Origin of the sequence: Methylobacterium oryzae (assembly GCF_036441375.1) — a bacterium.
Taxonomy (GTDB): domain Bacteria; phylum Pseudomonadota; class Alphaproteobacteria; order Rhizobiales; family Beijerinckiaceae; genus Methylobacterium; species Methylobacterium oryzae_A.
Map to the genome: position 1 here is coordinate 484,735 of NZ_MLCA01000010.1, position 26,839 is coordinate 511,573.

Below are 26,839 nucleotides of genomic sequence, written 5' to 3' on the forward strand. Positions count from 1 at the left end.
ACGCGGCGCTCAGAACCGCGCCGTCAGGAACAGCCGCACGTTGCGCCCCGGCAGCAGGATCTCGTCCTTCTTGAACGAGGTCGAGTTGCGGATGTCGTCGTTCAGGAGGTTGCGGCCCTGGACGCCGAGGGTGATCGCGCTCGCCCCGTAGACCGCGGGATCGACGGCCTTGGTGTAGCTCAGCTCGGCGCGCAGGTCGTCGTAGCCGGGGGTCGGCGTCTCGTACACGGCCGTGGCGTCGTGGCTGAAGGCGTGGAGCAGGTTCACCCGCGCGAACCAGCCGTCGGCCCGCAGGTAGACGCCGCCGCCGACCCGGTAGGGCGGGATGCGCGGCACGTTCGCGCCGTTGTCGAACTGGGCGCGGACGAAGTCGAACTGCGCCTCGACGCCGGCGAAGCCGTTGCCCACCGGCACGAGGTCGTACTGGCCGATGATCTCGGCGCCGTAGAAGGTCGCGTTCTGCTGCTGGTAGACGATCTGCCGGTTGTCGGTGCCGACGCCGCAGGACGCGAAGTCGTCGTCGCAGGTCAGGCCCGTGTAGTTCCGGTAGATGAAGCCGGTATAGCGGGTGAAGTAGCCGGTGGCGTCGAGACGGAACGGCCCCTCGGCCCGCCGGATGCTGGCCTCGACGGTCCGGGCGCGCTCCTTCTTGAGGTTCGGGTTGCCGATCTCGAAGGTCGCGGTGGCGTCGTGCGGGCCCTGCGAGAACAGCTCGTAGCCCGTGGGCCCGCGCTCGACGTAGGAGCCGGTGAGGCTCGCCACGAACCCGTAGGGCAGGTCCTGCAGGGCGCCGATGCTGGCGCTCTTCGGGGCGAAGCGCCGGGTCCGCGCGTACTGGAACGGCTCCTGGCCGTCGACCGGCACGTAGTCGGCGGGGAACTGCGCCGCCGTGCTCGACAGCCGGTCGACCTCGTAGCGCCCGGCCGCCTGCAGCCGCGTGCCCGGGCGCAGCTCCAGCTCCTCGAACAGGTAGACCGCGTTCGCGCGCGACTCCGTCTTCGGCAGGAACGATTCGAGCTGCGTGTTGATCACGCGCCGGTCCGACTGGAAGCCGAGCGCGCCGGTGAGTTTTCCGAACTCGGTGATGACCGGGACGTGCTGGAGTTCCAGGCGGCCTTCGGCCTCGCGGTTCTTGAAGATCGCCTGGACGCCCTCGATCCCATCGTCGCCGATCCCGACCTCGTTGTGGCGGTAGACCGAGTAGCCCGCCCAGTAGCGGATCACCTCGAAGGGCCCGTCGAGCGGGCGGTACTCGCCCCGCGACAGGACCCGGTCCTGGTTGGGGGTCAGGCGGGTCCGGTCCTGCTCGGCCACGCCGCCGGGGATCGCGTAGACCGCGTCGTAGTGGCTGAACGAGATACCCACGAAGCCCCGGTCGCCGATCGCCGAGATGCCGACCGCGCCGCCCTGCGACTCGTTGTAGGAGTTGCGCTGGATCCCGCCGGGGATCGCGTAGCTGTCGTTGGCGGTCTTGAAGCCGTCGGCGTGGACCGCGATGCCGTCGCCGCCGGCATCCACCGTGGCGGCCCCGAGCCGGCCGTTATCCACGCTGGAGAAGCCGCTGGTGACCTGGCCCTGCACCCCGTTCGCCGGGATGAAGGTCGGCACCCGGTTGTTGTCGGCCGAGACGACGCCGCCGATGGCCCCCGAGCCGTAGCGCAGGGTCGCGGGACCGCGGATCACCTCGATCCGGTCGGAGACCAGCGGGTTGACCGGCACGGCGTGGTCCTCGCCGAGGTCGGACACGCCGCCGTTGACGATGCCGTTCTCCTGGATCCGCACCCGCGCATTGTCGAGGCCGCGGATGATCGGCCGGGACGCCGCGCCCGGCGCGTAGGTCGTGCCCGAGATGCCCGGCCGGTCGAACAGGGCGTCCCCCAGCGTCCGCGGCTGGTCGCGCGCGATCTGGTCCTGGGTCACCACGGTGACCGGCGAGAACGTGTTGGTCGCCACCGGCAGGACGCCGATCGGCACCGCCGCATCCGCCGCGACCGCGCCGCGCGACGGCTGGATCGGGCTCGGGCTGGTGACGCTGATCTCGTCGAGGGCGACGGCCTGCTGCGCCCGCGCGGCGGAGGGCGTGAGGAGGCCGGCGCAGACGGTCGAGGACAGGACCGTGCTGGCGAGGAAGCCGAAGCGGCGCGAGGGAAGCATCGAGACTCACACAGTGTTATATCGTTTCATTGTTGCGGTGCCCCGGTCCGGTGCAAGCGTTAATCCCGCCGGTGTCCGACACGGTGGAGAAACGTTACATCGTTGCAACAGCGATCCGGTCGGCGCGCCTGCACAAGCTCACGACGCCGGTTGACTTCGAAACGTTATAACATTTTGATCGCGTCATGACCCAGCGCGACACCCGCCTTCCCGTCACCGTCCTGTCCGGCTTCCTCGGGGCCGGGAAGACGACCCTGCTCAATCACGTGCTCACCAATCGCGACGGCCGCCGCGTCGCGGTGATCGTCAACGACATGAGCGAGGTGAACATCGACGCGGATCTGGTCCGCGCCGGGGGCGCCGACCTGTCCCGGACCGACGAGACGCTGGTCGAGATGACCAACGGCTGCATCTGCTGCACCCTGCGCGACGACCTGCTCGCGGAGGTGCGGCGGCTGTCGGAGACGGGGCGGTTCGACTACCTGCTGATCGAGGGGACCGGCATCGCCGAGCCGCTGCCGGTCGCCTCGACCTTCTCGTTCCGCGACGAGGCCGGCCGCTCCCTGTCGGATCTCGCCCGGCTCGACACGATGGTCACGGTGGTCGACGCGGTGAACCTGCTGAAGGATTACGGCTCGGCCGCCTTCCTGCGCGAGCGCGGCGAGACCGCCGGCGCCGAGGACACGCGCACGCTCGTGGACCTGCTCGTGGAGCAGATCGAGTTCGCCGACGTGGTGGTGATCAACAAGGCGCACGACGTCTCCGCCGAGCATCTCGCGCTGGTCCGCTCCGTCGTGCGCGGCCTGAACGCCGACGCCCGCATCCTCGAGACCGATCACGGGCGCGCGCCGCTCGCCGCGATCCTCGATACCGGCCTGTTCGACGAGGAGAAGGCCCAGCAGCACCCGCTCTGGTTCAAGGAACTCTACGGCGCCCACGCGCACGTGCCGGAGACCGAGGAGTACGGCATCGCCTCCTTCGTCTACCGGGCCCGGCGGCCCTTCGACCCGGAGCGCTTCAACGCCTTCGTCAACGCCACGTGGCCGGGCCTGATCCGCGCGAAGGGCCACTTCTGGCTCGCGACGCGGCCGGACTGGGTCGGCGAGTTCTCCCTGGCGGGCGCCGTGGCCCGGGTCTCGGCGATGGGGTTCTGGTGGTCGGCCGTGCCGCGGCGGCGCTGGCCGGAGGCGCCCGAGTTCCGGGCGCGCCTTCAGGACGTCTGGAGCGAGGTCTGGGGCGACCGCCGCCAGGAGCTGGTCTTCATCGGCACCGGCATGGACGTGGCGGCGCTCACGGCGGCGCTGGACGCCTGCCTGATCGAGACAGGCGCGGACCAAGAGCCGTTCGATCCGGCACCCTATCGCGGCCTGCCGGACCCGTTCCCGGCGTGGCGGCGCGCGGCCTGAGGCCGGCGGTCAGGTCGCCACCGCCTCGGCCTCGTCCTCGGCCTCGATCTCGGAATCCGCCTCGGTCGCCTGACCGGAGGCGCCGGCCGCCTCGGCGAGACCGCGCGCCGCCTTCCGCAGGAGCTTCCGGAGGCGGCGGCGATCGGTCTTGTCGAGGTGGTCGAGCAGCTCGGCCTCGACCTCTTCCTGGATCCGCTCGATGGCCTCGGCCTTGGCCCGGCCGGCCTCCGTGAGCTGGACCCGGACCACGCGGCCATCGCCCGATTCGGCCCGGCGCTCGACGATGCCGAGGGCGGCGAGCCGCGTGACGGTCTTGGAGGCGGTGGGCGGCCGGACGCGCAGCAGCGCGGCGAGATCGCCCATCGTCATCGTACCGGCCGCGGCCAGTGCCTGCACCACCTGCTCCTGCCCAGCGAACAGGCCGAGCTTGGCCAAGCGGTCGCCGGTCCGCGCCCGGTGCAGGCGCGCCGCCTGGACCAGGGCCCAGCCGACGCTGCGCACGCCGGGTGGCCGCAGCTTCTTGGACGGGAGGCCGAGCACGGCGGTCGCCTCGTCCTGATGATCGCGCTTCTGCTTGTCGCCCACCGGAGCGCCCGAATTAGTGCCGGCGGCCGCCGGACGATCCTGAACCTGCACCGTCCACCCCCATCAAGCGGCCGCCCCGGTCCCTGTGGCGACGACCGGTGACGGTGCGATGACGGGGCTCGCGCGGACGACCGCTCAGCAGTGCATGAGACGCTCGAGCCGGTCCAGGATGTCCTCGCCGGTGCAGGGACGGGCGATGAACTCGGCGTGCTTGGGCATGCGGGCCGGGTCGGGGGACGCGCGCCCGGACACGATCAGGATCGGCAATTGCGGCCGCGCCTCGGCCACGGAACTCGCGAGGTCGAAACCGTCCGTCTTGCCCGAGAGCTGCACGTCCGTGACCAGCCCGCAAATGTCCGGGCGCGCCTGCAAGATGCTCAGCGCCCGCTCGGCCGAGGCGCACTGAACGGTGTCGTAGCCGCCTTCCTCCAGCACGTCCCCGAGGTCCATGATCGTCAGCGCCTCGTCCTCGACGAGGAGGATTACCGGCCGATCGCCGCTCGAACCCGTCTGCTCGCTCGCCACTGTGTACTCCCTCCGGCAGCACCCGGCCGCGCGGGCCGCCGCACGCATCTCCAGCCGTAGGCCCAACGGCAGAAACGGTCCCGGGTTGCAGGCCGACACGGGGGCTCGTCACGGGAAAGTGGTGCGCGCGGGCGTCACGGCGATGACGGGGCCAGCTCGGTCACCACCCCGGCGACGGCCTCGATCAGCCGGTCGAGATCCGCCGCATCGATCGTGAGGGCCGGGGTGAGGTAGACGATATCGCCGAAGGGCCGCACCCAGACGCCGCGGGCGAGCAGGGCCGCCTTCAGGACGGCCAGATCGGGCGCCCGCGCGAACTGGACCGCGCCGATGGCCCCGAGGACCCGGACATCGGCCACGCCGGGCACCCGCCACAGAGGCTCCAGCCCCGCGGCGAGGCGCTCCGCGATGGCGCGGGCCTGGGACAGGCGCGGCTCGGTCTCGAACAGGTCGAGGCTCGCATTGGCCGCCGCGCAGGCGAGGGGATTGGCCATGAAGGTCGGGCCGTGCATCAGCGCCGCCGCCGGATCCTCGGACCAGAACGCCGCGAACACCTCCGTGCGGGCAATCGTGGCGGCGAGCGCCATCGTGCCGCCCGTGAGCGCCTTCGACAGGCACAGGATGTCGGGCACGATTCCCGCCTGCTCGCAGGCGAACAGGGTGCCGGTGCGCCCGAAGCCGGTGAAGATCTCGTCGGCGATGAGCGGCAGCCCGTGGCGGCGCGCCAGGCCGGCGACCGTCGCCAGCACCTCCGGCGGGTGCGTCCGCATCCCGCCGGCCCCCTGCACCAGCGGCTCGACGATCACCGCCGCCAGGGTGTCGCGATGGGCCGCGAGGGCCGCGTCGAGCGCCGCGGTCTCGGCGGCGCTCCGCGGCAGGTCGCAGAAGATCTGGCTCGGCAGGTAGGCACCGAAGCGGCGGTGCATGCCCTCCTCGGGGTCGCAGACCGACATCGCCCCCATCGTGTCGCCGTGGTAGCCGCCGCGGAACGCCAGGACCTTCGTCCGACCGCTGACCCCACGGTTGATCCACATCTGCGCCGCCATCTTGAGCGCGACCTCGACGGCGACCGAGCCCGAATCGCTCAGGAAGACGTGGTCGAGATCGCCCGGCAGCAGGGCGGCGAGCCGCCGGGCCAGCGTCTCCGCCGGGGCGTGGGTGAGGCCGCCGAACATCACGTGCGGCATGCGCGCGAGCTGCTCGGCCACCGTGCCCGCTATGTGCGGGTGATTGTAGCCGTGAACAGCCGTCCACCAGGAGGCGATGCCGTCCACGAGCTCGCGGCCGTCGGCGAGGCGGATGCGGGTGCCGTGGGTCGCGACCGCCTCCAGGGGCGGCGCCGCGCGGCGCATCTGCGTGTAGGGCCGCCAGAGATGGCCTGCGGGCGTTGCGAGGGTCATGCCTCCGGCATGGTGGGGCCTCGGACGGGGGTCAAGGGTCCGGCAACCGCCGCTTGACTTTGCCGGCGCGGCACCGCCCATCCCCGTCCCCATGGACAGCCTCGACGCCTTCGCCACCGGGAAACTCGACGCCCTCGATTCCGGCAGCCTGCGCCGCAAGCTGGTGCCGACGGAGCGCGGCGCCGGCGCCGCGGCGGCGCGGCTGGGGCGGGCGCTCATCTCCTTCTCGTGCAACGATTACCTCGGCCTCTCGCACCACCCGCGGGTGATCGCGGCGGCTCAGGCGGCCGTGGCGTCCCACGGCGCGGGGGCGGGCGGGTCGCGGCTCGTGACCGGCGATCACCCGTATCTCGGCGCGCTGGAGGCAGGCCTCGCCCGGCACAAGGGCACGGAGGCCGCCCTGGTCTTCGGCAGCGGCTACCTCGCCAATCTCGGCATCACCCCGGCCCTCGCCGGGCGGGGCGACCTCGTCCTGCTGGACGAGCTGTCCCACGCCTGCATGTGGGCCGGCGCGCGGCTCTCGGGCGCGCGGGTCCTGACCTTCCGCCACAACGATCCCGGCGACCTCGCGGCGCGGCTCGCCGAGCACCGGCCGCACCACGGGCGCGCCCTCGTGCTCACCGAGCGGGTGTTCAGCATGGACGGTGACCGGGCGCCGCTCGGCGACATCCTGCGCGTCGCCGAATCCTTCGACGCCTGGACGCTGGTGGACGATGCCCACGGCATCGGCGTGGTCGAGGACGGACCGCGCGCGCCTCTGGAGATGGGTACCCTGTCGAAGGCGCTCGGCTCGTACGGCGGCTATCTCTGCGCCTCGCGCCCGGTCGTCGACCTGATGACCAGTCGCGCCCGCAGCTTCGTCTACACGACCGGCCTGCCCCCGGCCTCGGCCGCCGCCGCCCTGGAGGCGCTGGCGATCCTGGAGGCGGAGCCCGACCGCCGGGCCCGGCCGCTCGCCCTGGCCCGGCGCTTCACCGCCCGCCTGGGCCTCCCGGAGGCCGAGAGCGCGGTCGTGCCGGTCCTGGTCGGCGAGGCGCAGGCGGCGCTCGACATCTCGGCCGCGCTGGAGGCCTCCGGCTTCCTGGTGGTGGCGATCCGGCCGCCGACCGTGCCGGCCGGGACCGCGCGGCTGCGCGTGGCCTTCTCGGCCGCCCACGACGAGGTCCAGGTCGACGCCCTCGCGGAGGCGGTGGCCGCCCTCACCGGGCGCGCCTGAGAGCCGCTTCCCGTCCGCGCGGCGCGCACCTATACCGAGGCCCTGACGGAGCCGGAGCGCTCCGGCCGGCCCGCCGCCGAGAAGCGGGCCAGGATCCGGGATCGAGAGGACGACGCCATGGACGCCACCGCGCTGCGAGCCCTCCAGGCTCCGATCAAGGACAAGTACCGCACCGCGCCGGACGCGGCGGTCATCACCTTGAAGGCCAGGGGCACGCTGGACGACACCAAGATCGCCTGCAAGGTCGAGACGGGCCGCGCCATCGCGGAGGCCGGGCTGCATCCGGCAACGGGCGGCTCGGGCGCGGAGCTGTGCTCGGGCGACATGCTGCTGGAGGCGCTGGTCGCCTGCGCGGGCGTGACGCTCAAGGCGGTGGCGACAGCCCTGGAGATCCCGCTGCGCGCCGGCACGGTCAGCGCCGAGGGCGACCTCGATTTCCGCGGCACCCTCGGGGTCGACAAGGAGGCGCCGGTGGGCTTCCGGAGCATCCGCCTGTTCTTCGAGCTCGACACCGACGCGCCGGAGGACAAGCTCGCCCAGCTCCTGAAGCTGACCGAGCGCTACTGCGTGGTCTTCCAGACCCTCAACCACAAGCCGGAACTGTCGGTCGCTGCGACGACCGCCTGACGGAGGGCACCATGGCGGGCGGCATCACCCAGGCCGAGTACTGGAACGGCGAGGTCGGGACGCGCTGGGCGCGCAATCAGGCCGTTCTCGACGCGATGTTCGTCCCGCTGACCGAGGCGCTCTTCGCCCGCGCGCCGCTCGTTCCGGGCAAGACGGTGCTCGACATCGGCTGCGGCGCGGGCGCCACGACCCTGGAGGCGGCGCGCCGGGTCGGGCCCGGCGGCGGCGTGACGGGCGCCGACATCTCGGCGCCGCTCCTCGCCGTGGGGCGGGATCGCGCCGAGGCGGAGCCGCCCGGGGCCGCCCCGATCCGGTTCGTCGAGGCGGATGTCGAGGCGGCCGATCTCGGCCGGTTCGACCAGGTCGTGTCGCGGTTCGGCGTGATGTTCTTCCCGGATTCCGCCCGCGCCTTCGCCAACGTGCGCCGGATGCTCCGGCCGGGCGGCCGGATGACCTTCCTGTGCTGGCGGGTCCTCTCGGAGAATGCGTGGGTGCGCGTGCCGCGCGACGCGGTGCTGCCGCTCCTGCCGGAAGTGCCGCCGCCGCCGCAGCCCGACGCGCCGGGGCCGTTCCGCTTCGCCGAGGCCGACCCGCTCGTCACGCTCCTGCGCGGCACCGGGTTCGACAGCGTGACCTGCGACGCCCTCGACCGGGACATCGTCATCGGCCAGGGCGAGACCGACGCGGCGGCCATCGCGGCCGCCACCCACGTCTCACTGAACCTCGGCCCGAGCTCCCACCTCGTCCGCGAGGCAGCACCGGATCTCCGGGCGCGCGCCGAGGCGGCAGTCGCGGAGGCCCTGCGGCGGCACGCGGCGGGCGGCGCCGTACGCCTGCGCGCCGCCTGCTGGCTCGTCCAGGCGGGATAGGTTCTGCGCCGCTGTCGCGGCGAGGGCGGTTCTCGGCCGTCGCTTCGGTGACACCGTCTTCGCGGGCGGCGCGAAGCGATCCAGCCAGCGCTGCGATCCCGGACGTCCCGCTGTCCTGGGTCACTTCACTGCGCGCGTGATGACGAACGGCGTGACAGCCGCCGAAGAGGTCGATCGGAGGCGGTATCAGAGGCCCAGGGCGCCGCCGTCCGAGCGCGGGTCGTGGGTCGCCTCGATCCGCCCGTTCCGGGGATGGCGGACCAGCATGCCCGCGTGCCCGAGCGAGTCGATGTAGGGGCCGCCGAGCTCCTCGATCTCGTGGCCGAGGCGGCCGAGGGCCGCGATGCGGGCCGGATCGAACCGGTCCTCGACCTTCACGCTGAGCGAGGGCGCCCCCCAGGTGCGCCCGTAGAGCAGGCGCGGCGCGTCGACCGCGTCCGCCACCGACATCCCGTAATCGGCGTAGCGGGTGAAGATCTGGGCCTGGAACTGCGGCTGCCCGTCGCCGCCCATGCTGCCGTAGCTCATCACCCGGCCGTCGTCGAAGGCGGCGAGCGCCGGGATCAGCGTGTGGAAGGGGCGCCGGCCCGGCTCCAGGGGGTTCACGGCCTTCGGGTCGAGGGCGAACGACATGCCCCGGTTCTGCCAGCAGATGCCGGTGGCGGGCAGGACCGTCCCGGAGCCGTACTCCCAGTAGACCGACTGGATGTAGGAGACGGCGAGGCCGTCCTTGTCGATCGCGCCCATCCAGACCGTGTCGCCGTGGCCCGGATCCGGCAGGGGCACCCGGGCGGCGCGGCCCATGTCGACGAGCGCGGCCTCGCGGGCGAGCCGGTCGGGCGCGAGGAAGGCGGCCGGGTCGTGCCGCAGGCGGGCGAAGTCGGTCACCACCCGGTCGCGGATCGCGAAGGCCCGCTTCGTCGCCTCGATCAGCCCGTGGTAATGTCCCGTGCTCTCGGGCTCGGCGATGTTCAACCGGTCGAAGATCCCGAGGATCAGGAGCGCCGCGAGCCCCTGGGTCGGCGGCGGGAAGTTGTACAGCGTCGCGTCGCGGCGGCGGATCGACAGGGGCGCCCGCTCGACCGCCGCGAAGGATTCCAGATCCGCCCGGGTCACCGGGGCGCCGAGGCGCTCCAGGTCGGCGGCGATCTCCCGCCCGATATCGCCGCGATAGAAGTCGCCGAGGCCCGCATGGGCGAGCTGTTCGAGCGTGGCGGCCAGCCGGGGCAGGGCGCGGGATTCGCCGGCCGGGTAGGGCTTCCCGTCCTTCAGGAAGGTGGCGGAAAAATTCGGGGCGTCGTGGAGGGTGTCGAGTTCCTGGGGCACGTAGCGCGCCTCCGAGGGCGAGACCGGGACGCCGGCCCGCGCCTGCGCGATCGCGTCGGCGAGCAGGGTCTCCAGCGGGAGGCGGCCGCCGAGCGCCCGCGCCAGCTCGAGGGCGAGGCGCCAGCCGCCCACGGCCCCCGCGACCGTCACCATCGCGTCGGGGCCGCGGGCCGGGATCGCGTCGTAGCCCTTCTCCCGGTAGCGCGGGATCGTGGCGAGGCGCCCGGCCGGACCGCAGGCCTCGATGCCGCGCACGCGGCCGCCGCGCTCGCGCACCAGCCAGAAGCCGTCGCCGCCGATGCCGTTCATGTGCGGGTAGACCACCGCGATGGAGGCGGCCATCGCCACCATCGCCTCGATGGCGTTGCCGCCCTGCGCCAGGACGGTCTGGCCGGCCCGGGCGGTGAGGCTGTGGGGCGCGGCGACGGCGGCGGACGTGAAGACGGGAGTCTCGGGCATCGACGGTCCTGTGCTGTACGGCCGCAGGGTTAGGCGAGCCGGTGCCTCCTGCAAAGGCCGGCCGTGTACAAGCGGTACGCCGTGCTATGCTGCGCGCGCGCTGTCGCCCAGAAGCGGCCCATGGTCCCGAAGCTCACACCCTGGTTCGCCCTCGGCCTGTCGGTCTTGCCTGCCGCGGCTCAGCAACATGTCCCGTCGGTCCTCGAGGGAGCGGGCGCCGATCCCCGCATCTCGGTCTCACAGCCGGAGACGACCAGCCAGGCCTCCGGCGGTTATGTCCGGTCGGTGGAGCCGTCTCTCGGACCGCTCGGCGACCCGCTGGCGATCCGCCCGGCTCTGAAGGCGCGGGGCATCGAGTACAGCCTCACCTACATCGTCGACGTCCTCGGCAATCCGGTCGGCGGCCTCCGCCGGGGCGCGATCGTCGAGGATCGCCTCAACCTGCGCCTCAACCTCGACCTCGACCGGCTCGCGGGCTGGCAGGGGGCGACGGTCCACGCCAACGCCTACTTCATCCACGGCACGGGCCTGTCGCGCTACTATGTCGGCAATCTGCTGACCACGAGCGTCATCGAGGCGCTGCCCTCGAGCCGCCTCTACGTGCTCTGGCTCGACCAGAGCCTGATGGACGGAAAGCTCGGGATCCGGATCGGCCAGCAGGCCGCCGATACCGAGTTCTTCGTCAGCCAGACCGCGACCCTGTTCGTGAACTCCACCTTCGGCTGGCCGGCCATCACCGGGCTCGACCTGCCGAGCGGGGGCCCGGCCTACCCGCTCGCGGCGCCTGCGATCCGGGCCAAGTACGTTCCGGGCAACGGCTTCTCCCTGCAGGTCGGGCTCTACGATGGCGATCCGGCGGGTGCCAACCGCCCGGGCGACGATCCGGAGGCGCAGCGTCTCGACCGCACGGGTACGAATTTCCGCCTGCGCGATCCGGCCCTCGTCATCGCCGAGGCGACCTACGCGTACAACATCGCCCCCGGATCCAAGGGCCTGCCCGGCGACATCACCCTGGGCGGCTGGCAGCATTTCGGCCGGTTCGACAGCCTGCGCTTCGACATCACCGGCGTGCCGCGCGCCGACCCGAACGCCACCGGGATCGGCCGGCCGGTCCGCGGCAATGCCGGCCTCTACGCGATCTACGACCAGACCCTCTACCGGGAATCCGGCAAGGACGACGAGGGCCTCGGCTTCTTCGTGCGCGCCGCGTGGTCGCCCACCCGCTCCAGCCTGATCGACGCCTACGTGGATACCGGCCTCGCCTACAAGGGCCTGTTCGACGGGCGCGACGACGACACGGCCGGCCTCAGCTTCGCCTACGCCCGAATCGGCGACGACGCGCAGCGGGCCGACCGGGACACGATCCTCTACACGGGCCTGCCGATGCCGCGCCGCCGCGCCGAGGCGGTGATCGAGGCGACCTATCAGGCGGTGGTCGTGCCGGGCTTCACGGTGCAGCCCGACGCGCAGTACGTCATCCGGCCGGGCGCCGGTATCGCCGGTCCGGACGGCCGCCGGCTGCGCAACGCGGCGGTGCTCGGCCTGCGCGCGACCGTGCAGTACTGAGCCGGCCTGCGACCGCGGCACCCGGAACGCTCCCGGGGCCCAGCCTCTTTCAGCAGCATGTTGATTTTCGAGTGGGTCGTCGGCGTCCTGTTCGGCGCCGTCCTCCTGGCCGGCGTCGCGCGCCGGCTCGGGGCGCCGTATCCCGCCTTCCTGGCGCTGGGCGGCGTCGGCCTCGCCTTCGTCCCCGGCGTCCCGAACCTGCGGCTCGATCCCGAACTGGCGCTCGCCCTGTTCCTAGCCCCGGTCCTGCTCGACGCCGGGTTCGACGCCTCCGTGCGGGACCTGAAGGAGAACTGGCGCCCGGTTTTCGGGCTCGCCGTCGGGGCCGTCGCGGTGACGACGCTCGCGGTCGCGGTCGTGGCGCGGCTCGTCGTGCCGGACATGCCGCTCTCCGCCTGCATCGTGCTCGGCGCCGTGGTCGCCCCGCCCGACGCCGTGGCGGCGCTGGCGGTGCTCAAGCACGCGCCGATGCCGCACCGGCTCGCCACGATCCTGCGCGGCGAGAGCCTGCTCAACGACGCGGCCTCGCTGCTGATCTACCGGCTCGGCGTGACGGCCGCGATGGCCGGCACCTTCCACCCCGCGGAGGTGGCGCCCGCGTTCCTCCTGGGCGTCGTGGCGAGCCTCGTCGTCGGCCCCTGCCTCGGCCTGCTGTTCGTGGCCGTGACCCGGCGCGTGACCGACCCGGCGAGCGCGATCGTGATGCAGTTCGTCGCGGCTTTCGGGATCTGGCTCGCCGCGGAAAGGCTGGAGCTGTCGGGGGTCCTGACCATCGTGACCTTCGCGGTGACGGTCGCCCGCTGGGCGCCGGGCATCACCGCACCCCGGGCCCGGGTGATCTCCTACGCGGTCTGGGACACGGCGGTGTTCGTGCTCAACGTCCTGGCCTTCGTGCTCATCGGCATCCAGATCGACCCGATCCGGGAGCGGCTGAGCGGCGCGGACGCGTGGCAGGCCCTGATCCTCGCGGGCGCGACCTTCGCCACCGTGGTTCTGACGCGCCTCGCCTGGGTGCTGCCGACCACCGGGATCCGCGGGTTCGGCCTCCGGCAAGCCGGTGCCCCGGCGCGGCTGGGACCGGGCCTCGCCCTGTCCTGGGCGGGCATGCGCGGGATCGTCACCGTGGCGGCCGCCCTGGCGCTGCCCGCCCAGTTCCCGTACCGTGACCTCGTGGTGGTGACCGCCTTCGTCACGGTGCTCGGCACCCTGATCGTCCAGGGCCTGACCCTGCGGCCGCTGCTCGCCCACCTGCGTCTGGAGGACGACGACCCGGTGGGCCGCGAGACGGGCTGGGCCCGCGCGGCCGCCTACGAGGCCGCTCTCGAGAGCCTCGCCGACGCCGAGGACGAGCCGGCGACCGACGCCCTGCGCGCCGAGTTCCGCGCGGCCCTCGCCGAGGCCGAGGCGCACGACGAGGGCCTGGCGCCGGAGAGCCTGCCGGCGGATGCCGCGCGGCGGCGCGCCGTCGAGGCCGCCCGCGACGCGGTGCTCGCCCTGCGCCGCCAGGGTCGGATCGGCGACGACGCCTACTACCTGCTGGAGGAGGAGTTCGACTGGGCCGAACTCAGCGCGACGCCGCGCGCGGAGACGTGAGGGCGCGCGCCGTCAGACGCCCTTGCGCGCCGCGACTCGGGCCTCGATAGCGTCCCAGACGGCGACCGACAGGTCGGGCCCGCCGAGCCGCTGGATCGCCCGGATGCCGGTGGGGGAGGTGACGTTGATCTCGGTGAGATGGCCGTCGATCACGTCGATCCCCACCAGGATCAGACCCCGCCGCGCCAGTTGCGGACCGATCGTGGCGCAGATCTCGCGCTCGCGGTCGGTCAGTTCCGAGGCGGAGGCGGCGCCGCCGCGGACCATGTTGGACCGGATGTCGTTGGCGGCCGGGACGCGGTTGACCGCCCCCATGGCCACGCCGTCGACCAGGATGATGCGCTTGTCGCCCTCCGTGACCCGGTCGAGGTAGCGCTGCACGACCCAGGCTTCCCGGAAGGTCGTGGCGAACAGGTCGAACATCGAGCCGAAATTCGGGTCCTTCTCGGTGACCTTGAACACGGCCGCGCCGCCGTGCCCGTGCAGCGGCTTCATCGCCACGGTGCCGTGCTCGAGCCGGAATGCCTCGATCTCGGCCTTGTCGCGGCTGATCAGGGTCGGCGGCATCAGCTCGGGAAAGTCGAGGACGAACAGCTTCTCGGGCGCGTTGCGGACCTCGAAGGGATCGTTGACCACGAGAGTCTCGGGGTGGATCCGCTCGAGCATGTGGGTGGCCGTGATGTAGGCCATGTCGAAGGGCGGATCCTGGCGCATCAGCACCACGTCGGTCTCGGCGAGGTCGAGTCGTTCCGGCGGCGCCAGGGTGAAATGCGCGCCCTCGACGTCCTGCACGGTCAGCCGCTCGACGCGGGCGGTCACGCGCCGGCCCTGCATCGAGAGCCGGTCCGGCGTGTAGTAGACGAGCGCGTGCCCCCGCCGCTGGGCTTCCAGCAGCAGGGCGAACGTGGTGTCACCCGCGATCCGGATATTCTGGATCGGGTCCATCTGAACCGCGACGGTCAGGCTCATACCAAACGCCCCTCGCCAACGGCGGGCAACTCGACCGGGTCCGGTCTCAATCGTCGGAGAGAGACTTGCTGCCCGTGCGCTTGTCGTAGTCGCCGATCGCGGACCGGCACTCCGGCGACAGGCGCTTGCGGTTGCGCATCATGCAGCGATCCGCGTCCTGGCTGTTCGGGTCGACACCCGCGCAGAGGCGGAAATAGTCGTTGGCACAGCCGAGCTGCAGACCCTGGTCCTCCCGTTGGGCATAGGCGGGGCCGGCGGTCAGCGCGATCAGCGCCAGCGCCGCAGTAGCCAGCCCGCGACGGCGGGAGGCGCGCAGGGATCGTTCCGGAACCAGTCGCATTCAGCGGTGTCCTCAATCTCGATCGGGCGGAGAACCGACGCGGCGGTCCCGCCATCGCCCGTGTCCGGCATATCGGTCGGGCCGGGCGGTAGGCAAGCGTCGGAGGTCCCGACGGGTTCCGCGTGCGGACGTCGCGGCCACGCTTCGCCGCGGTGTGGCACGCCGGCCGCACAGCGCCATCCGAGGAGACCGGCCGCTCATAAGAAGGCCCCGTCCGGGATCGGACAGGGCCTCAAGTCGAGGGAGGAAACGCCCGCCATGGGCGCAGACCGCCACGCAATTCACGCGCCAACTTCCGCCGGACGCCCATTTCGCGGCCGGAGGCCGGAAAGACTCCGTTAACCACGCCGTGCTGGATTGTTTCGGTAGCCCTTGCCGACGCCCTCCGAAGGGCCCGGGCCACACGCTCGGACCGCCGACAGGAGCCGGAGACCATGACCCTTTTCAAGCCGCAGGAGACCTGCGAGACCCGCTCGTCGCAGCCGGCCGCCGATCAGATTCGCAGAGCGGCCCCGACCGCGTCCGCCACCCTGATCGCGTTTCCGGGCGCGGAGGCGCGGCGGACCTGCCGGATCCCGCGCTCCGACGAGCGGCGCGGCGAGATCCTCCTGTTCCTCGGCGTGCGCTACGAGCGCCTCGCGTCCTGAGGACGTCTTCGCGCATGTCACCCCGGCCGCGCGACACCGCCGACGGTTCTCCCATGTCAGCCCCGGATCGCCTGCCGCTCGACCGCGCGCGCGCTGCGACGCGGCTCGCCCCCGCCGCCGCCGCGCTGGCCCTGCTCGCGGCCTGCACCCAGAGCGGCGATTTCGGCCGGCCGCGCACGGGTGTCTGGAACGGGCTCATCGATACCACCGGCAGCTTCAGCACCCGGGATCGCGGGCGCCTCCTGCTCGATTCCGGCCTCACCGACGACGAGCAGGCCCTGCGCGACCGCGCTTGGCGCTTCGTCGAGCCCGCCAGCAGCTTCGCGGCCTTCCAGGACACGGTGTTCGGCCTCGCTAGCGCCCACGCGCTGCCACCGACATGGCGCTACGAGGAGGTCGGCGCCTATTACGAGGCCCTGACGGCGGAGCCGTCCCGCTCTCCGGTCTCCCGCTACCGGAAGCTCAGCGACGACGCGACCGCCGATGCTCGGCTGATCCCGATCTTCGTGGCGCTGGCCGCCCGCGTCATCGACGCGGATGCCGCGCGACTGCGCAGCCTGCCCTTCGCCAAGACCCTCGACGATGCTGCCGTCCGGGATGCCGTCCAGCGGGTCGCCGAGAACCGCTGCCTGATCGCCTGGGTGCGCTTCGAGGCCGGACTGCGGCTCGCCCGCTACCGGTTCGCCCTGGAGCACCTGTTCGCCGCCGCGCCGGCGCCGGAATCGGTCTCGGCCGAGCGGTCCATCCTGATGCTGGCCGCGCGCCGCAACCTGCTCGACCCGCTTCTCCCCCCGGATGCTGCGGCCCGATGCGGCCTCGGGCCGGTTCCGCTGCCGCCACCGCCACCGGTCGCGCAGGCGGAGCCGCTGGTGGTCAAATACTGAGCGGCCGGGGCGGTCTCGCCGACGTCGCCATAGCGTGAAGCTCCGGCTTCACGGATCGCCGGAAGCCAGACCTAGTAGTTCAACCCGGTGTCGCAGAGGACGGTCACGGCGGTCGCGTCGCGGGGCGGCCGCCCGGATGACAGCAGCGCGACTGTCGCGGCAACGTTGGCCGCTCGCCGCACGTCGGCTCCGGTCACCTGTCCCGGAACGTCGTCGGCCGGGTGCACCGGCACGACCTCCGCCGCGAGCATTCGGACTCGCGGGGGCTGTTGCCGGGCGACATCGTGACCGCGGGCGGGTGCCCCGGAGCAACGAAGGGCCGCCGAGTTTCGACATCCGTCGACCGACGCAGTGAACCCGTTCGACGTCATCCCTCAGCGCCCAGCCCCTCTGCCGGACGCATCCTTGCCGGACGCGTCCTTACCCGCCGGCGCGTCGTCCGAAGGCGTGTCGGTGGTGCAGGAGACGGCCTGAACGGCGGCGTTGGCGGCGGGCCGCTGGCTCGGGAGACCGGCGATCACCCGCACCACCACGAAGCCGCGCGCGTCGGGCGCGACGATGCGCACGTCGCGACTTGGATCGTTCTCGTCGTCGTCGGCGAGGGCCTCGTCGTACTGGGCGCGGGTCAGGATCACGAGGTCGAGGGCGCCGCGGACCGCGGCCTGATCGGTCACCGCGTAGAACGCCCCGCGGCGGGCATGCGCGGCGAGCGACAGGGACAGCGGTCCGGTGCGGGCCGAGACGCGCATCGGCCCGTCCGCGAGGTTGTAGGCACAGACGCCCACGGCGACCGCCGGATCCGGGATCGGCAGCCAAGCCTCGGGCGGGGAGGGGTCGTCACCGGTCGCGACCGTGTAGATCGATTGCGGGTGGTCCAGATTCTCGCTGGTGCGGGCGCGCGAGACGGCGTCGGCCTCGGACAGGCCGGGGATCACCAGAACCGCCGCGATATGGACGATCCCGGCCAGCACGAGGCCGACCAGCGTGGCGTAGACGAAGCGCAGGCTCACGGGGCGCATCCCAGGCGGGTGATCGCCGGCACGGAACTCCGGTCGAGAGACCCGACGCTGGCGGCGACGGGCGTATCGTAGAGGCGCAGGGCCAGGCGGACCGGGCCGGTCGCCCGCGGGCTCGGAAGCCAGTTGCCCGGCTGGACATCCGGCGCGAGCGTGATCGCGAACCGCCCGTCGGCCGTGCGCAGCACCTCCGTGGAGGTGAATCCCTCGCGCAGGGGCGCGCGGCCGGGGTCGCGCGGACCGCGGCCGGCCACCGTGATGGTCCAGGCGCGCGCGGGCGGCGTGGCGCCGCCGATCTGGTAGGTGCAGGCGGCGTCGAGCGCCTGCCCGGACTCGTCGGCCGCCGCCGTCAGGAGCAGGCCCTCGCCGACCGCCAGAGGGATCTCGCCGCGCCGCGCGTTGACGGCGCGGGTGTAGGGATCCGCGTTCGCCGCGCCGGCCCGCGGCCACGCGGTCCAGGCGCCGACCTGCACGCCGCCGAACGGGTAGCCGCCGCTCGTGGCCCAGTCGGCGCTGGCGAGTCCGAGGACGGCGCCGAGCGCCAGGGTGTAGGCGGCGAGGCCGGCGACCGAACTCTTGCGCCAGAGTCGCAGGACGAAGCGCCCCGCGCCGCGGCGCGGGGCGCCGGCGAACGCGGAGGTCCGGCCGAACGCGTCGGGGATCGTGAGCTTCATGCGCTCACCGCAGCTCGGTGAAGCCGCCGACCGGGCGGGCGCCCTCGGCGACCTCGCGCAGCTGACCCGACGGCGCCGCCGCCCGATCGCCGGGCTTCCGGCCGGTCTTCGGCGCGTCTCCGGCGCCGGAGGGCGCGTCCGTGGCGGATCCGGGGGCGCGCTCGACGGTGCGGAACAGGCCGTTCAGGCCGCTGATCACCTCGAAGGAGCGGCGGGAGAGTTTGCCGTAAGCGCTGGCATTGGGATCGGTCGGCGCGGTCGAGCCGCCGGCAGCCTGCTGCTGGGCGGCGCGCGGGCTCTCCTTCAGGCCGGGCAGGCCCTTGATCTCGATGCCCTGGTGGGCCGGCTCCATCACGTCGTGCCAGAGCTGGGCCGGGAGGGAGCCGCCGGTGAGCTTGTTGGTCGAGGTGTGGTCGTCGTTGCCGAACCAGACGGCGCCGACGTAATTGCCGGTGTAGCCGACGAACCACGCGTCCCGGTAGGCGTTCGTCGTGCCGGACTTGCCGGCCACCTTCACGCCCTCGAGCTGCGCCCGCTTGCCGGTGCCCTCCTCGACCACCTTGTTGAGCATGAAGTTCATGTCCGCCACGACCTGGGGCGCGAGCACCCGCTCGGGCGCCTCGTCGGCGTGGCGGTAGATCACCTCGCCGGACGAGTTCTTCACCTCCATGGCCGCGTAGGGCTTGGCGCGGAAGCCGCCGTTGGCGAAGACCGCGTAGCCGGCGGCCTGGTCGATCACCGTCACCTCGTCCGAGCCGATCGGCATCGAGACCGTGTCGATTAGGTTCGAGGTGATGCCCATCTTGTGGGCGAGTTCGATGATCTTCGCGCGGCCGGCCTTCGCGGCCCTGGCCTCGTGGGTGATGCCCATCGCCTTGCCCAGCGCGATGGAGATCTTGATCGGGATCGTGTTGATCGACTTCGCCACCGCGAGCCACATCGGCACCCGGCCGGCGTAGGAGCGGCCGTAATTCTGCGGGCACCAGTTGCCGATGCAGACGGGGCTGTCGACCACCGTCGTGTCGGGCTTGAACAGGCCCGAATTCAGGGCGGCCGAGTAGACGTAGGGCTTGAACGACGAACCGGGCTGGCGCAGCGCGTCGGTGGCGCGGTTGAACTGGCTCTCGCCGTAATCGGCGCCGCCCACCATGGCGCGCAGCGCCCCGTCGGGATCGAGGATCACCATCGCGGCCTCGTCCACGTCGTAGGCGTCGCCGGATTTGCGCAGGATATCGGCCACCACCTCGTCGGCGCGCTTCTGGATCGCGAGGTCCAGCGGCGTCTTCACGATCAGCACGCGGTCGTTGCGGAGCTTGCCCGCGTCGGCCATCGCCTTGATCTCGCCGAAGGCCCAGTCGAGGTAGTAGTCGGCGGTGATGTCGCGGGTGCGGGTCACCGGGGTCGCGGGGTTGCGGAGCGCCGTCTGGATCTGGCCCTCGGTGACGAAGCCCGCCTCCACCATGTTGTGCAGCACGTCCGCCGCCCGGGCGCGGGCCGCGGGCAGGTTCACGTGCGGGGCGTACTTGGTCGGCGCCTTGAAAAGGCCCGCCAGCATGGCGGCCTCCGCGAGGCTGATGTCCTTGAGCGGCTTGCCGAAATAGTAATCCGCCGCCGCCACCGCGCCGAATGTGCCGCCGCCCATATAGGCGCGGTCGAGGTAGAGCTTCAGGATCTCGTTCTTGGTGAGGTGGCTCTCGAGCCACAGGGCCAGGAAGGCCTCGTTGACCTTGCGCTCGAGGGAGCGCTCGTTCGTCAGGAACAGGTTCTTGGCGAGCTGCTGGGTGATCGAGGAGCCGCCCTGCGTGCCGCTGCCGCCGCGGGAATTGTTCACCAGCGCGCGCAGCGTGCCGATCGGGTCGATGCCCCAGTGCTCGTAGAAGCGCCGGTCCTCCGTCGAGACCAGCGCCTTGATCATGATGTCGGGAAACTCGTCGAGCTTCAGCGAGTCGTCGTGCTTGATGCCGCGCCGACCGACCTCGGTGCCGTAACGGTCGAGGAAGGTGACGGCGAGGTCCTGCTGCTTCAGCCAATTCTCGCTGGTCAGGTGGAAGGCGGGCTGCGCCAGAGCGAGCATCAGGATGGCGCCGCCGGTCCCGATGGTGACGCCCTCGCTCGTGAGGTCGAGGGCCACGCGCTTCCAGCCGCGCACCGCGAAGCGGCTCATGACGCGCCGGAAACGCTCGTAGGCCTCACCCGTCGACTGGCCGCCGTCGTACAGGCTCGCATTGACCCAGGCGTCGAAGGCGAGGGCGGCGCGTTCGAGGCGGACCTTGATCTCGGTGAACGTCGGCAGGCGCACGATGTCGAACCCGGCTTGTCGAGCGCCTCTGCGGCGGATCCTGGCGGCGGATGGTCGAGCGCCCGCGCCGCGGACACGAACCCTGCGCCGGCGCCACCGCGCGGCATCCGTCGTCCATAGCAGGATCCGGAACCGGCGGCGAGGCTCTGCGCAGTCTCGCGATTCGCCGCGGACGAGCTTGGGCGTAACGCGCGACGGGGCGATCCGGTCGCATGGGGCTTATCGACGGTCACGCTTGCAGCGGTGCCGCGCCTCGGGCAGAGAGGCGCCTTCCCATCCGAGAGACTTTTCCGATGCCCAAGCCCGAGGCGCCGCGCCGCGGGGCGGTCGAGCCGTTCTGGCGGACCAAGACGCTCGAAGCCATGACCCCGTCCGAGTGGGAGAGCCTGTGCGACGGCTGCGGCCGCTGCTGCCTGATGAAGCTCGAGGACGAGGATACCGGCGCGGTCCACCACACCGACATCGGCTGCACGCTGCTCGACGGCCTCACCTGCCGGTGCCGCGACTACGCCCGACGGCAGAAGCGGGTGCCCGACTGCGTGCGCCTTACGCCGGAGGCGGTGCGGTCGATCGCCTGGCTGCCGCCGACCTGCGCGTACCGGCTCGTGCGCGACGGGCAGCCGCTCTACCCGTGGCACCCCCTGGTCTCCGGCCGGGCCGCGAGCGTGCACGAGGCGGGCATCTCGGTCCGCGGCCGGCTCAGTGGCAACGAGGAGGAATTCTCCGAGGACGAGCTCCCCGACCGGATCGTGGACTGGCCGGGCCTCGATCCCACCGCCGCCTGAGGCGACCGCGCCGGACGCCCGCAGACCCCCGCAGGCCCGGCGCTCGCGATCCCGCGCCTCGACTGGTGCGCGCTAGCCCATCCCGGATGGCCGGACGAGCAGCCGGCCGCCGGCCAATCCGTTCGCCGCGATCACGATGGCGACCGCCGCCGCGTGGAACAGCAGGTCCGTGGCGGTGGCGTCGTGCGGGTGGACCGGCATCAGCAGCGCCGCCGCCGCCGCCGCCACCGCCAGCCCCCCGAGGGCGGCCGTGAGGTTCGGCCGCAGCGGGCAGGCGCGCCGCAGCATCACGACGATCAGGACGGACAGCGGCACCGAGACGCAGATCAGGAAGCTGAAGCAGCCCGTGATCGTGTGCTCGCCGGGCAGGTCGGCCCCCGGCGCGATCCAGTCGCGCAGGCAGCCCAGCCCGCTCGCACCGATCCAGAGAGCCAGGGGCGGAAGCGGCAGCAGCGCCCAGCGGCTGGAGCGGCCCGGCACGCTCGTGGCGAAGGCCGCGAACGCGGCCGTGATCGCCGTCAGCACGGCGCCGACCGCCGCGAGGGCCAGATCCGGCACATGCATGCGCAGCATGAACCCGCCGGTCCCGATCCCGCCGGCGAGGACGACGCCGAGCACCAGCGCGACGCCGAGCCAGAGGGCGGCGCGGGCCTCCGGGGTCGGCAGGGGCCGCACGGGTTCGAGCCCGCCGGCGAGTTCCTCGACGAGCCGCTCGTGACGGGACAGGTCGCCGCCGGCCCAGTTGCTCCCCTCTCCGGCCATCACTCCCGCTCCTGCGTCAGGCTGGCCCGGAGCGCCTTCAGCGCCCGGTGCAGGTTCACCTTGAGCGCCCCCTTGCTCCGGCCGGTGAGGGCCGCGGTCTCGTCGAGCGACAATTCGCGCAGGCCCAGATGCTCCACCGCCTGCCGCTGCCCGTCGGGCAGGGCCGCCACCGCCCTGGCCAGGGCGGCGGCCCGGTCCCGCGCCTCCAATCCCTGACCGGGAGCCGGGCCCGGATCGACCTCCGCCTCGTAGGCCAGAGGGTCGTTGACCTCCCGGGGGCGCCGCCCGGCCCGGCGCAGCCGATCGATCGCCCGCCGCTGGGTGATGGCGCGCAGCCAGGGCAGGAAGGGCCGGGCGGGATCGTAGCTCGCCCGGGCTCGGTGGACCGTCATCAGCGCGTCCTGCACGACATCGTCCACCGCCTCGCCGCGCACGCCCTGCGCCCGCGCGATGGCCGAGACCACGGGCAGACAGGTCTTCAGCAGCGCGCGGTAGGCGGCCGCGTCACCGCCCTGCGCGGCCACCATCAGGGCCGCCAATTCCTGTTCGAGCGCCATCCGGGCTCCGCCGTCGTTCCGTCCCTCGGCACGCGGTGTGTCTACCCCACGCTCCGATCTCGACGCCAGCGCCCAGCCGCCCGTGGGCATCCCGCCCGGCACGGCGAGGATCATCGCACGGCCTCCGGGACCGTTTCTTCGGGGGAAGCGGCGAGGCGCGCGGCGCCGAGGATGCGCCCGTCGTCGGACTGGAGCAGCAGGGCCGCCGTCTCGCCCTCGGGACGGGCCGACGCGAGGGTTACGGCGGGACCGGACCAGCGCCCGATCTCGTGCAGCGATCGGACGATGTTGGCCTGCTCGATGGTGCGCCCGGCATTCTCGCCGCGCAGCACCCGGGTGGTGTGGCCCGGATCGTAGCCGACCAGCAGGACGCGCCCCGCGGAGCCGCCGGGCCCGGCTCCGATCTGCGCGACGACGCGCGCGCCGTCGCGGACGAGCGCCACGGAAATGCCGGAGCCGGTCTCACGGGCGCGGGCGATCGCGGCCCGCAGGCCGGCCTCGTCGGAACCGACCAGGCCGACCTGCCCGTCGATCACCGCCTGCGGCGTGAAGGTGGGTCCGCCCAGGCGGGCCGCGTAGGCCTCCTGGCGCGCGGTGGCGGCCGGCAGGGCGTAGCGATCCCGCCAATTGAGATGGTTCCAGTAGGTGACGTGGAACGCGAGCGGCAGGACGTCGCCCTGCGTCCCCGCCGGCTCGTGGGCGAGGCGGCCGATCAGCGCCTCCGCGGGCGGGCAGGAGGAGCAGCTCTGCGAGGTGAACAATTCCACCACGACGGGGCGCTCCGCCGCGTCGGCCGGGTAGAGGCTTCCGCACAGCAGGGCGGCGGCGATCAAGAGGGTAGGGCGCATGGCCGGAACTCCCGCACGCCGGCGGTTCGAGCCCGGCGTATCGGCTCTTTCGGCGATGGCGCGGCGGTGGTTACACCGGAGCGAGTTCGAAGGCGTCAACGTCGCGCAGCAGCGCGACGAAGGCCCGGGCGCCGTGGTCCAGCGCCGCGCGGCCGGCCTCGGCCGTGCCGAGCCGCGCATCGCCCATGGCGCCCGAAGCCTGGAGGTCGCCGGCCTTCCACGCGAAGGCGGCGGGGCGGCCGGCGCGCAGGTGGGTGAACGCGCGGACCATCGACAGCGTGCGCGGCGGGAAATCCGCGACCCGGTCGGTCCGGACGAGATCCGGCCGCAGGGCCAGCATCAGTGCCGTCTCGATGCCGCCGGCATGGATGCCGTGGGCAATCTCGTCCGCCGGGAACAGGCCCTCGGGATAGCCGAGCCGCGCCCAGGACGTCGTGACCGCGACCATGCCGAACCGGGCGCGCAGCTCGCCCGCCACGAGATCGATGAGCGCGCTATTGCCGCCGTGGCTCGTGACGATCACCAGCTTGCGGCAGCCGGCGCGATGGACGGCCGCGCCGATCCCCGTCCAGGCGGCGAGGGCGGTGCCGGTCTCCAGCGAGAGCGTGCCCGGAAAGGCGTCGTGCTCGTCGGACTTGCCCACCATCTGGACCGGCAGCAGCAGCACGTCGAGATCCGCCGGCACATCCCCGCGCACCCGGGCGAGATAGCCCTCGGCGATGTAGGTGTCGGTAGCGAGCGGCAGGTGGGGCCCGTGCTGCTCGATGGCGGCCACCGGCAGCACGGCGATCGCCCGCCGCATGTCGCGGCCGGCCAAGTCTTCGGTGGTCAGCTCGGTCCAGAACTGCGCCGTCATCCCTGCCGCGCCCTCCTCTCGCCCCGCCGCGCGGCGGGTCCGAGAGGCGATCTAGCCGGCAGGCCGCCGCCAAGTCGACCGCCGCGCCGAGGGCAGGCCCTGCGCCGGCCGGGATCGCGTCAGGCGAACAGCGCGTCGATGTCGTCCTGGGAGGGCATGGCCTCCACGGCCTGCGGGCCGTTCAGCATGAGGTCCTCGGCCCGGGTCCGCCGGGCCCGCTCGGCGGGATCCATGGAGGCCGCGTCGCGGGCCTTCACGGCGCCGACGAAGCGGGCGAGACGCTGCTCGAACAACCGCAGCGATTCGACCACCTTGGCGATTCGCTGGCCGGTGATGTCCTGGAACGCGCAAGCCTCGAAGATCGTGTTGATGCGCTCCTCGACCGCCTCGCGGTAGCCCGGCCCGTCGGGCAGGCCGAGCATCGCCTCGGCGGCTTCCATGATCGTGTTGGTGGCGCCGGCCGTCGCCTCGACGACGCTGCCGAGCTCCTCGTGCGCCATGGGGATCCGGTCGCGACTCATCTCGTTCGCGCGCAACGCCCCGATCTCCTCGCGGAGATGGGCGATGTAATCCGCGATCTCGATCAGCTCGGCGATCACCGTCTGCGGTTCCCGAAGCCGCAGATCGGGCTGCCGCGCGGCGGCTGTCGACATGCTCTTCTCCTCGGATCTGTGGCCGTCCTGGCCGGCCACGCCACGTCTCGGCGTCCGGCGGCGCCGGAGCGATCCGACCGGACGGCGTGGGGGACGAAGAAGGGGAGCCGATCAGCTCCCGCAGACCGCCTCGATCTTCGACTTCAGCGTGGCCGCGTTGAAGGGCTTGACGATGTAGTTGTTCACGCCGGCCTTCTTGGCCGCGATCACGTTCTCGGTCTTCGATTCGGCCGTCACCATGATGAACGGAGTCGTCCGAAGATTTTCATCGGCCCGCACGTGACGGAGCAGCTCGTAGCCGGTCATCGGCTCCATGTTCCAGTCGGAGATGACCAGCCCGTACTTGCGACCCTTCAGCCGCGCGAGGGCCTCCGTCCCGTCGGAAGCGTCGTCAACCTCTTCGAAGCCGAGCTGCTTCAGTAGATTGCGGATAATGCGGACCATCGTCTGGTAATCGTCGACAACGAGGATCGGCATGCTCAGGTCGAGAGCCATCGAACAACTGCTCCGTATTGCCCGGCGGGAAGCCGCGGCGGCTCCCGGATAGATTAACGCTTCGCTAACGCTGCAATTTAGCTGCGCTGCACAGCATTTCAAATAGGGCATGCGCATTGCGAAGCCGTTAATCGGCGCGGCCCGCGCATGGCCGCGCACGCGGCGCCGCTGCGGCCGGTGCGAGCCGGCACGAGGTCCGCGACGCGTCGCTTGACCCTCCGGGCGCCTTTGGGCAGGGTCCGGCCGCGTCGGGCCCCTCGCGGACATGTCAGGCGACCCATCCGACCCCTCCGACACTCGACCCCGAACCGATGGCCCCAGGCGACGACACGGCCGCGCGACCCTGCACGATCTGCCGCGCCGACGCCCCCGTCCCACCGGCCCTGGCCGGGGCCGTGGCAGCGATCGGCAACTTCGACGGGGTCCATCTCGGGCACCGGACGCTCGTCGACGACGTGCGCGCCGCAGCCCGCGCGGCCGGCCGGCCGTCCGCGATCCTGACCTTCGAGCCGCACCCGCGGGCGTACTTCACGCCCGACGCGCCGATGTTCCGGCTGACCGACCTCGCCGCGAAGGAGATCGTGTTCGCGCATCTCGGCCTCGACGGGTTGATCGTGCGCCGCTTCGACGGGGTCCTGGCGGAGACCGGCGCCCGCGCCTTCGTGCTCGACTTTTTGAAGGGATCCCTGGGCCTGTCCGGCGTGGTCGTCGGCCACGATTTCCATTTCGGCCGTGGCCGTGAGGGCACACCCGCGATCCTGGCCGACCTGTGCCGGGAGGCGGGGATGAGCTGCCGCATCGTGGCGCCGGTCGCCCTCGGCGCCGAGACCGAGCCGGTCTCCTCGAGCGCGATCCGCGCGGCCCTCGCGGCCGGCGACGTCGCCCGCGCCAACGCGCTGCTCGGCTATCGCTGGTTCGTCCTCGGGGCCGTCCGCCACGGCGACAAGCGCGGCCGCCAGCTGGGCTTCCCCACCGCCAACATGATGCTGGCCGATTGCGGGCTGGCGCACGGCATCTACGCGGTGCGGGTCCGCCTCGCCTCGGGCGCGTTCCGCGACGGCGTGGCGAGCTACGGGCGGCGCCCGACCTTCGATGACGGCGCACCGCTGCTGGAGACCTATCTCTTCGACTTCTCCGGCGATCTCTACGGGCAGGACATCGCCGTCGAGTTCGTCGGGTACATCCGCGGCGAGGCGCGGTTCGCCAGCGCCGACGCGCTGGTCGAGCGGATGCATGTCGATGCGGCCGCGGCGCGATCCATGCTGGCGCGGGATGAGACCCCGTCGATGCTGACCTGAGCCACGCGGGCATCGCGGGGCGCGCGGATC

Annotated in this window: 27 protein-coding genes; 10 read left to right on the top strand and 17 right to left on the bottom strand. The window is 72.5% G+C overall.

Annotated features, from left to right (window positions below; translation table 11 throughout):
• Window positions 1–9: 9 nt before the first annotated feature.
• Window positions 10–2,154 carry a TonB-dependent receptor gene (locus tag MOTC310_RS20715; protein ID WP_331303130.1) on the bottom strand — a complete coding sequence of 715 codons (2,145 nt, stop codon included), beginning with the start codon at window positions 2,152–2,154 and terminating at the stop codon, window positions 10–12.
• Between the two features lie 185 nt (window positions 2,155–2,339).
• Here MOTC310_RS20715 and zigA point away from each other — a divergent pair, with 185 nt between their 5' ends.
• Window positions 2,340–3,560: a zinc metallochaperone GTPase ZigA gene (gene zigA / locus MOTC310_RS20720; RefSeq protein ID WP_331303131.1), complete on the top strand. Its 1,221-nt coding sequence runs from the start codon at window positions 2,340–2,342 to the stop codon at window positions 3,558–3,560.
• 9 nt (window positions 3,561–3,569) lie between these two features.
• On the opposite strand, the gene MOTC310_RS20725 is transcribed toward zigA, so the two are convergent.
• The 3 genes from MOTC310_RS20725 to MOTC310_RS20735 form a co-directional block, all read right to left on the bottom strand.
• On the bottom strand, window positions 3,570–4,196 hold the full coding sequence (locus tag MOTC310_RS20725) for a MarR family winged helix-turn-helix transcriptional regulator (RefSeq protein WP_419539940.1): 627 nt from the start codon (window positions 4,194–4,196) through the stop codon (window positions 3,570–3,572).
• Between the two features lie 84 nt (window positions 4,197–4,280).
• Window positions 4,281–4,670, bottom strand: a complete 390-nt coding sequence (locus MOTC310_RS20730; RefSeq protein ID WP_331303133.1) for a response regulator — start codon at window positions 4,668–4,670, stop codon at window positions 4,281–4,283.
• A gap of 134 nt (window positions 4,671–4,804) precedes the next feature.
• On the bottom strand, window positions 4,805–6,070 hold the full coding sequence (locus MOTC310_RS20735; RefSeq protein ID WP_331303134.1) for an adenosylmethionine--8-amino-7-oxononanoate transaminase: 1,266 nt from the start codon (window positions 6,068–6,070) through the stop codon (window positions 4,805–4,807).
• A 91-nt stretch (window positions 6,071–6,161) separates the two neighbouring features.
• On the opposite strand from MOTC310_RS20735, the gene MOTC310_RS20740 reads away from it, so the two are divergent.
• The 3 genes from MOTC310_RS20740 to MOTC310_RS20750 all read left to right on the top strand — a co-directional run bounded on the left by MOTC310_RS20740 (window position 6,162) and on the right by MOTC310_RS20750 (window position 8,782).
• Window positions 6,162–7,286, top strand: coding sequence for an aminotransferase class I/II-fold pyridoxal phosphate-dependent enzyme (locus MOTC310_RS20740; protein WP_331303135.1), 1,125 nt, complete (start codon window positions 6,162–6,164; stop codon window positions 7,284–7,286).
• A 117-nt stretch (window positions 7,287–7,403) separates the two neighbouring features.
• Window positions 7,404–7,913, top strand: coding sequence for an OsmC family protein (locus tag MOTC310_RS20745; RefSeq protein ID WP_012317870.1), 510 nt, complete (start codon window positions 7,404–7,406; stop codon window positions 7,911–7,913).
• An 11-nt stretch (window positions 7,914–7,924) separates the two neighbouring features.
• Window positions 7,925–8,782: a class I SAM-dependent methyltransferase gene (locus MOTC310_RS20750; protein ID WP_331303136.1), complete on the top strand. Its 858-nt coding sequence runs from the start codon at window positions 7,925–7,927 to the stop codon at window positions 8,780–8,782.
• Between the two features lie 186 nt (window positions 8,783–8,968).
• On the opposite strand, the gene MOTC310_RS20755 is transcribed toward MOTC310_RS20750, so the two are convergent.
• Complete coding sequence (locus tag MOTC310_RS20755; protein ID WP_331303137.1) at window positions 8,969–10,567, bottom strand: gamma-glutamyltransferase family protein; 1,599 nt, start codon at window positions 10,565–10,567, stop codon at window positions 8,969–8,971.
• Window positions 10,568–10,687: 120 nt separating this feature from the next.
• On the opposite strand from MOTC310_RS20755, the gene MOTC310_RS20760 reads away from it, so the two are divergent.
• Both MOTC310_RS20760 and MOTC310_RS20765 read left to right on the top strand, forming a co-directional pair.
• Complete coding sequence (locus MOTC310_RS20760) at window positions 10,688–12,133, top strand: carbohydrate porin (RefSeq protein ID WP_331303138.1); 1,446 nt, start codon at window positions 10,688–10,690, stop codon at window positions 12,131–12,133.
• 57 nt (window positions 12,134–12,190) lie between these two features.
• Window positions 12,191–13,726 carry a cation:proton antiporter gene (locus MOTC310_RS20765; RefSeq protein WP_331303139.1) on the top strand — a complete coding sequence of 512 codons (1,536 nt, stop codon included), beginning with the start codon at window positions 12,191–12,193 and terminating at the stop codon, window positions 13,724–13,726.
• A 12-nt stretch (window positions 13,727–13,738) separates the two neighbouring features.
• On the opposite strand, the gene gshB is transcribed toward MOTC310_RS20765, so the two are convergent.
• Window positions 13,739–14,695, bottom strand: a complete 957-nt coding sequence (gene gshB / locus MOTC310_RS20770; protein ID WP_331290937.1) for a glutathione synthase — start codon at window positions 14,693–14,695, stop codon at window positions 13,739–13,741.
• A 46-nt stretch (window positions 14,696–14,741) separates the two neighbouring features.
• Window positions 14,742–15,035 (bottom strand): hypothetical protein, encoded by a 294-nt coding sequence (locus tag MOTC310_RS20775; RefSeq protein WP_331290939.1) that lies wholly within the window; start codon window positions 15,033–15,035, stop codon window positions 14,742–14,744.
• Window positions 15,036–15,469: 434 nt separating this feature from the next.
• Here MOTC310_RS20775 and MOTC310_RS20780 point away from each other — a divergent pair, with 434 nt between their 5' ends.
• Complete coding sequence (locus MOTC310_RS20780; protein ID WP_331290940.1) at window positions 15,470–15,682, top strand: hypothetical protein; 213 nt, start codon at window positions 15,470–15,472, stop codon at window positions 15,680–15,682.
• A gap of 53 nt (window positions 15,683–15,735) precedes the next feature.
• A complete protein-coding gene (locus MOTC310_RS20785; protein ID WP_331303140.1) occupies window positions 15,736–16,566 on the top strand; it encodes a hypothetical protein in 831 nt (276 codons plus the stop codon).
• A 71-nt stretch (window positions 16,567–16,637) separates the two neighbouring features.
• Here MOTC310_RS20785 and MOTC310_RS20790 read toward each other — a convergent pair whose 3' ends face one another.
• The 4 genes from MOTC310_RS20790 to MOTC310_RS20805 all read right to left on the bottom strand — a co-directional run bounded on the left by MOTC310_RS20790 (window position 16,638) and on the right by MOTC310_RS20805 (window position 20,555).
• Window positions 16,638–16,817, bottom strand: a complete 180-nt coding sequence (locus MOTC310_RS20790) for a hypothetical protein (protein ID WP_331303141.1) — start codon at window positions 16,815–16,817, stop codon at window positions 16,638–16,640.
• A gap of 123 nt (window positions 16,818–16,940) precedes the next feature.
• A complete protein-coding gene (locus MOTC310_RS20795; protein WP_331303142.1) occupies window positions 16,941–17,585 on the bottom strand; it encodes a DUF1254 domain-containing protein in 645 nt (214 codons plus the stop codon).
• The gene (locus MOTC310_RS20800) at window positions 17,573–18,256 is read right to left on the bottom strand and encodes a DUF1214 domain-containing protein (RefSeq protein WP_331290945.1); all 684 of its coding nucleotides are present in this window, start codon (window positions 18,254–18,256) and stop codon (window positions 17,573–17,575) included. Before MOTC310_RS20800 ends, MOTC310_RS20795 begins: the two co-directional genes overlap by 13 nt.
• Window positions 18,257–18,260: 4 nt before the next feature.
• A complete protein-coding gene (locus MOTC310_RS20805; RefSeq protein WP_331290946.1) occupies window positions 18,261–20,555 on the bottom strand; it encodes a transglycosylase domain-containing protein in 2,295 nt (764 codons plus the stop codon).
• Between the two features lie 293 nt (window positions 20,556–20,848).
• Here MOTC310_RS20805 and MOTC310_RS20810 point away from each other — a divergent pair, with 293 nt between their 5' ends.
• Entirely contained in the window at window positions 20,849–21,340 is a 492-nt protein-coding gene (locus MOTC310_RS20810) for a YcgN family cysteine cluster protein (protein ID WP_331290947.1), read from the top strand.
• Between the two features lie 72 nt (window positions 21,341–21,412).
• Here MOTC310_RS20810 and MOTC310_RS20815 read toward each other — a convergent pair whose 3' ends face one another.
• The 6 genes from MOTC310_RS20815 to MOTC310_RS20840 form a co-directional block, all read right to left on the bottom strand.
• Complete coding sequence (locus MOTC310_RS20815; RefSeq protein WP_331303143.1) at window positions 21,413–22,102, bottom strand: NrsF family protein; 690 nt, start codon at window positions 22,100–22,102, stop codon at window positions 21,413–21,415.
• Window positions 22,102–22,659, bottom strand: a complete 558-nt coding sequence (locus MOTC310_RS20820) for a sigma-70 family RNA polymerase sigma factor (RefSeq protein WP_331303144.1) — start codon at window positions 22,657–22,659, stop codon at window positions 22,102–22,104. Before MOTC310_RS20820 ends, MOTC310_RS20815 begins: the two co-directional genes overlap by 1 nt.
• A gap of 110 nt (window positions 22,660–22,769) precedes the next feature.
• A complete protein-coding gene (locus tag MOTC310_RS20825) occupies window positions 22,770–23,507 on the bottom strand; it encodes a DUF1223 domain-containing protein (RefSeq protein ID WP_331303145.1) in 738 nt (245 codons plus the stop codon).
• Between the two features lie 70 nt (window positions 23,508–23,577).
• A complete protein-coding gene (locus MOTC310_RS20830; RefSeq protein WP_331303146.1) occupies window positions 23,578–24,363 on the bottom strand; it encodes a creatininase family protein in 786 nt (261 codons plus the stop codon).
• 119 nt (window positions 24,364–24,482) lie between these two features.
• Complete coding sequence (locus MOTC310_RS20835; RefSeq protein ID WP_331290952.1) at window positions 24,483–25,016, bottom strand: protein phosphatase CheZ; 534 nt, start codon at window positions 25,014–25,016, stop codon at window positions 24,483–24,485.
• A gap of 111 nt (window positions 25,017–25,127) precedes the next feature.
• A complete protein-coding gene (locus MOTC310_RS20840; protein WP_012317888.1) occupies window positions 25,128–25,511 on the bottom strand; it encodes a response regulator in 384 nt (127 codons plus the stop codon).
• 311 nt (window positions 25,512–25,822) lie between these two features.
• Between MOTC310_RS20840 and MOTC310_RS20845 the strand changes: the two genes are divergently transcribed.
• The gene (locus tag MOTC310_RS20845; protein ID WP_331303147.1) at window positions 25,823–26,809 is read left to right on the top strand and encodes a bifunctional riboflavin kinase/FAD synthetase; all 987 of its coding nucleotides are present in this window, start codon (window positions 25,823–25,825) and stop codon (window positions 26,807–26,809) included.
• Window positions 26,810–26,839 lie beyond the last annotated feature (30 nt).

Excerpts from the sequence above, each read along its gene's own strand:
- MOTC310_RS20715 (WP_331303130.1), bottom strand. The coding sequence starts at position 2,154 with ATGCTTCCCTCGCGCCGCTTCGGCTTCCTCGCCAGCACGGTCCTGTCC.
- zigA (WP_331303131.1), top strand. The coding sequence starts at position 2,340 with ATGACCCAGCGCGACACCCGCCTTCCCGTCACCGTCCTGTCCGGCTTC.
- MOTC310_RS20735 (WP_331303134.1), bottom strand. The coding sequence starts at position 6,070 with ATGACCCTCGCAACGCCCGCAGGCCATCTCTGGCGGCCCTACACGCAG.
- MOTC310_RS20740 (WP_331303135.1), top strand. The coding sequence starts at position 6,162 with ATGGACAGCCTCGACGCCTTCGCCACCGGGAAACTCGACGCCCTCGAT.
- MOTC310_RS20745 (WP_012317870.1), top strand. The coding sequence starts at position 7,404 with ATGGACGCCACCGCGCTGCGAGCCCTCCAGGCTCCGATCAAGGACAAG.
- MOTC310_RS20750 (WP_331303136.1), top strand. The coding sequence starts at position 7,925 with ATGGCGGGCGGCATCACCCAGGCCGAGTACTGGAACGGCGAGGTCGGG.
- MOTC310_RS20755 (WP_331303137.1), bottom strand. The coding sequence starts at position 10,567 with ATGCCCGAGACTCCCGTCTTCACGTCCGCCGCCGTCGCCGCGCCCCAC.
- MOTC310_RS20760 (WP_331303138.1), top strand. The coding sequence starts at position 10,688 with ATGGTCCCGAAGCTCACACCCTGGTTCGCCCTCGGCCTGTCGGTCTTG.
- MOTC310_RS20765 (WP_331303139.1), top strand. The coding sequence starts at position 12,191 with ATGTTGATTTTCGAGTGGGTCGTCGGCGTCCTGTTCGGCGCCGTCCTC.
- gshB (WP_331290937.1), bottom strand. The coding sequence starts at position 14,695 with ATGAGCCTGACCGTCGCGGTTCAGATGGACCCGATCCAGAATATCCGG.
- MOTC310_RS20775 (WP_331290939.1), bottom strand. The coding sequence starts at position 15,035 with ATGCGACTGGTTCCGGAACGATCCCTGCGCGCCTCCCGCCGTCGCGGG.
- MOTC310_RS20780 (WP_331290940.1), top strand. The coding sequence starts at position 15,470 with ATGACCCTTTTCAAGCCGCAGGAGACCTGCGAGACCCGCTCGTCGCAG.
- MOTC310_RS20785 (WP_331303140.1), top strand. The coding sequence starts at position 15,736 with ATGTCAGCCCCGGATCGCCTGCCGCTCGACCGCGCGCGCGCTGCGACG.
- MOTC310_RS20790 (WP_331303141.1), bottom strand. The coding sequence starts at position 16,817 with ATGCTCGCGGCGGAGGTCGTGCCGGTGCACCCGGCCGACGACGTTCCG.
- MOTC310_RS20795 (WP_331303142.1), bottom strand. The coding sequence starts at position 17,585 with ATGCGCCCCGTGAGCCTGCGCTTCGTCTACGCCACGCTGGTCGGCCTC.
- MOTC310_RS20800 (WP_331290945.1), bottom strand. The coding sequence starts at position 18,256 with ATGAAGCTCACGATCCCCGACGCGTTCGGCCGGACCTCCGCGTTCGCC.
- MOTC310_RS20810 (WP_331290947.1), top strand. The coding sequence starts at position 20,849 with ATGCCCAAGCCCGAGGCGCCGCGCCGCGGGGCGGTCGAGCCGTTCTGG.
- MOTC310_RS20815 (WP_331303143.1), bottom strand. The coding sequence starts at position 22,102 with ATGGCCGGAGAGGGGAGCAACTGGGCCGGCGGCGACCTGTCCCGTCAC.
- MOTC310_RS20820 (WP_331303144.1), bottom strand. The coding sequence starts at position 22,659 with ATGGCGCTCGAACAGGAATTGGCGGCCCTGATGGTGGCCGCGCAGGGC.
- MOTC310_RS20825 (WP_331303145.1), bottom strand. The coding sequence starts at position 23,507 with ATGCGCCCTACCCTCTTGATCGCCGCCGCCCTGCTGTGCGGAAGCCTC.
- MOTC310_RS20830 (WP_331303146.1), bottom strand. The coding sequence starts at position 24,363 with ATGACGGCGCAGTTCTGGACCGAGCTGACCACCGAAGACTTGGCCGGC.
- MOTC310_RS20835 (WP_331290952.1), bottom strand. The coding sequence starts at position 25,016 with ATGTCGACAGCCGCCGCGCGGCAGCCCGATCTGCGGCTTCGGGAACCG.
- MOTC310_RS20840 (WP_012317888.1), bottom strand. The coding sequence starts at position 25,511 with ATGGCTCTCGACCTGAGCATGCCGATCCTCGTTGTCGACGATTACCAG.
- MOTC310_RS20845 (WP_331303147.1), top strand. The coding sequence starts at position 25,823 with ATGGCCCCAGGCGACGACACGGCCGCGCGACCCTGCACGATCTGCCGC.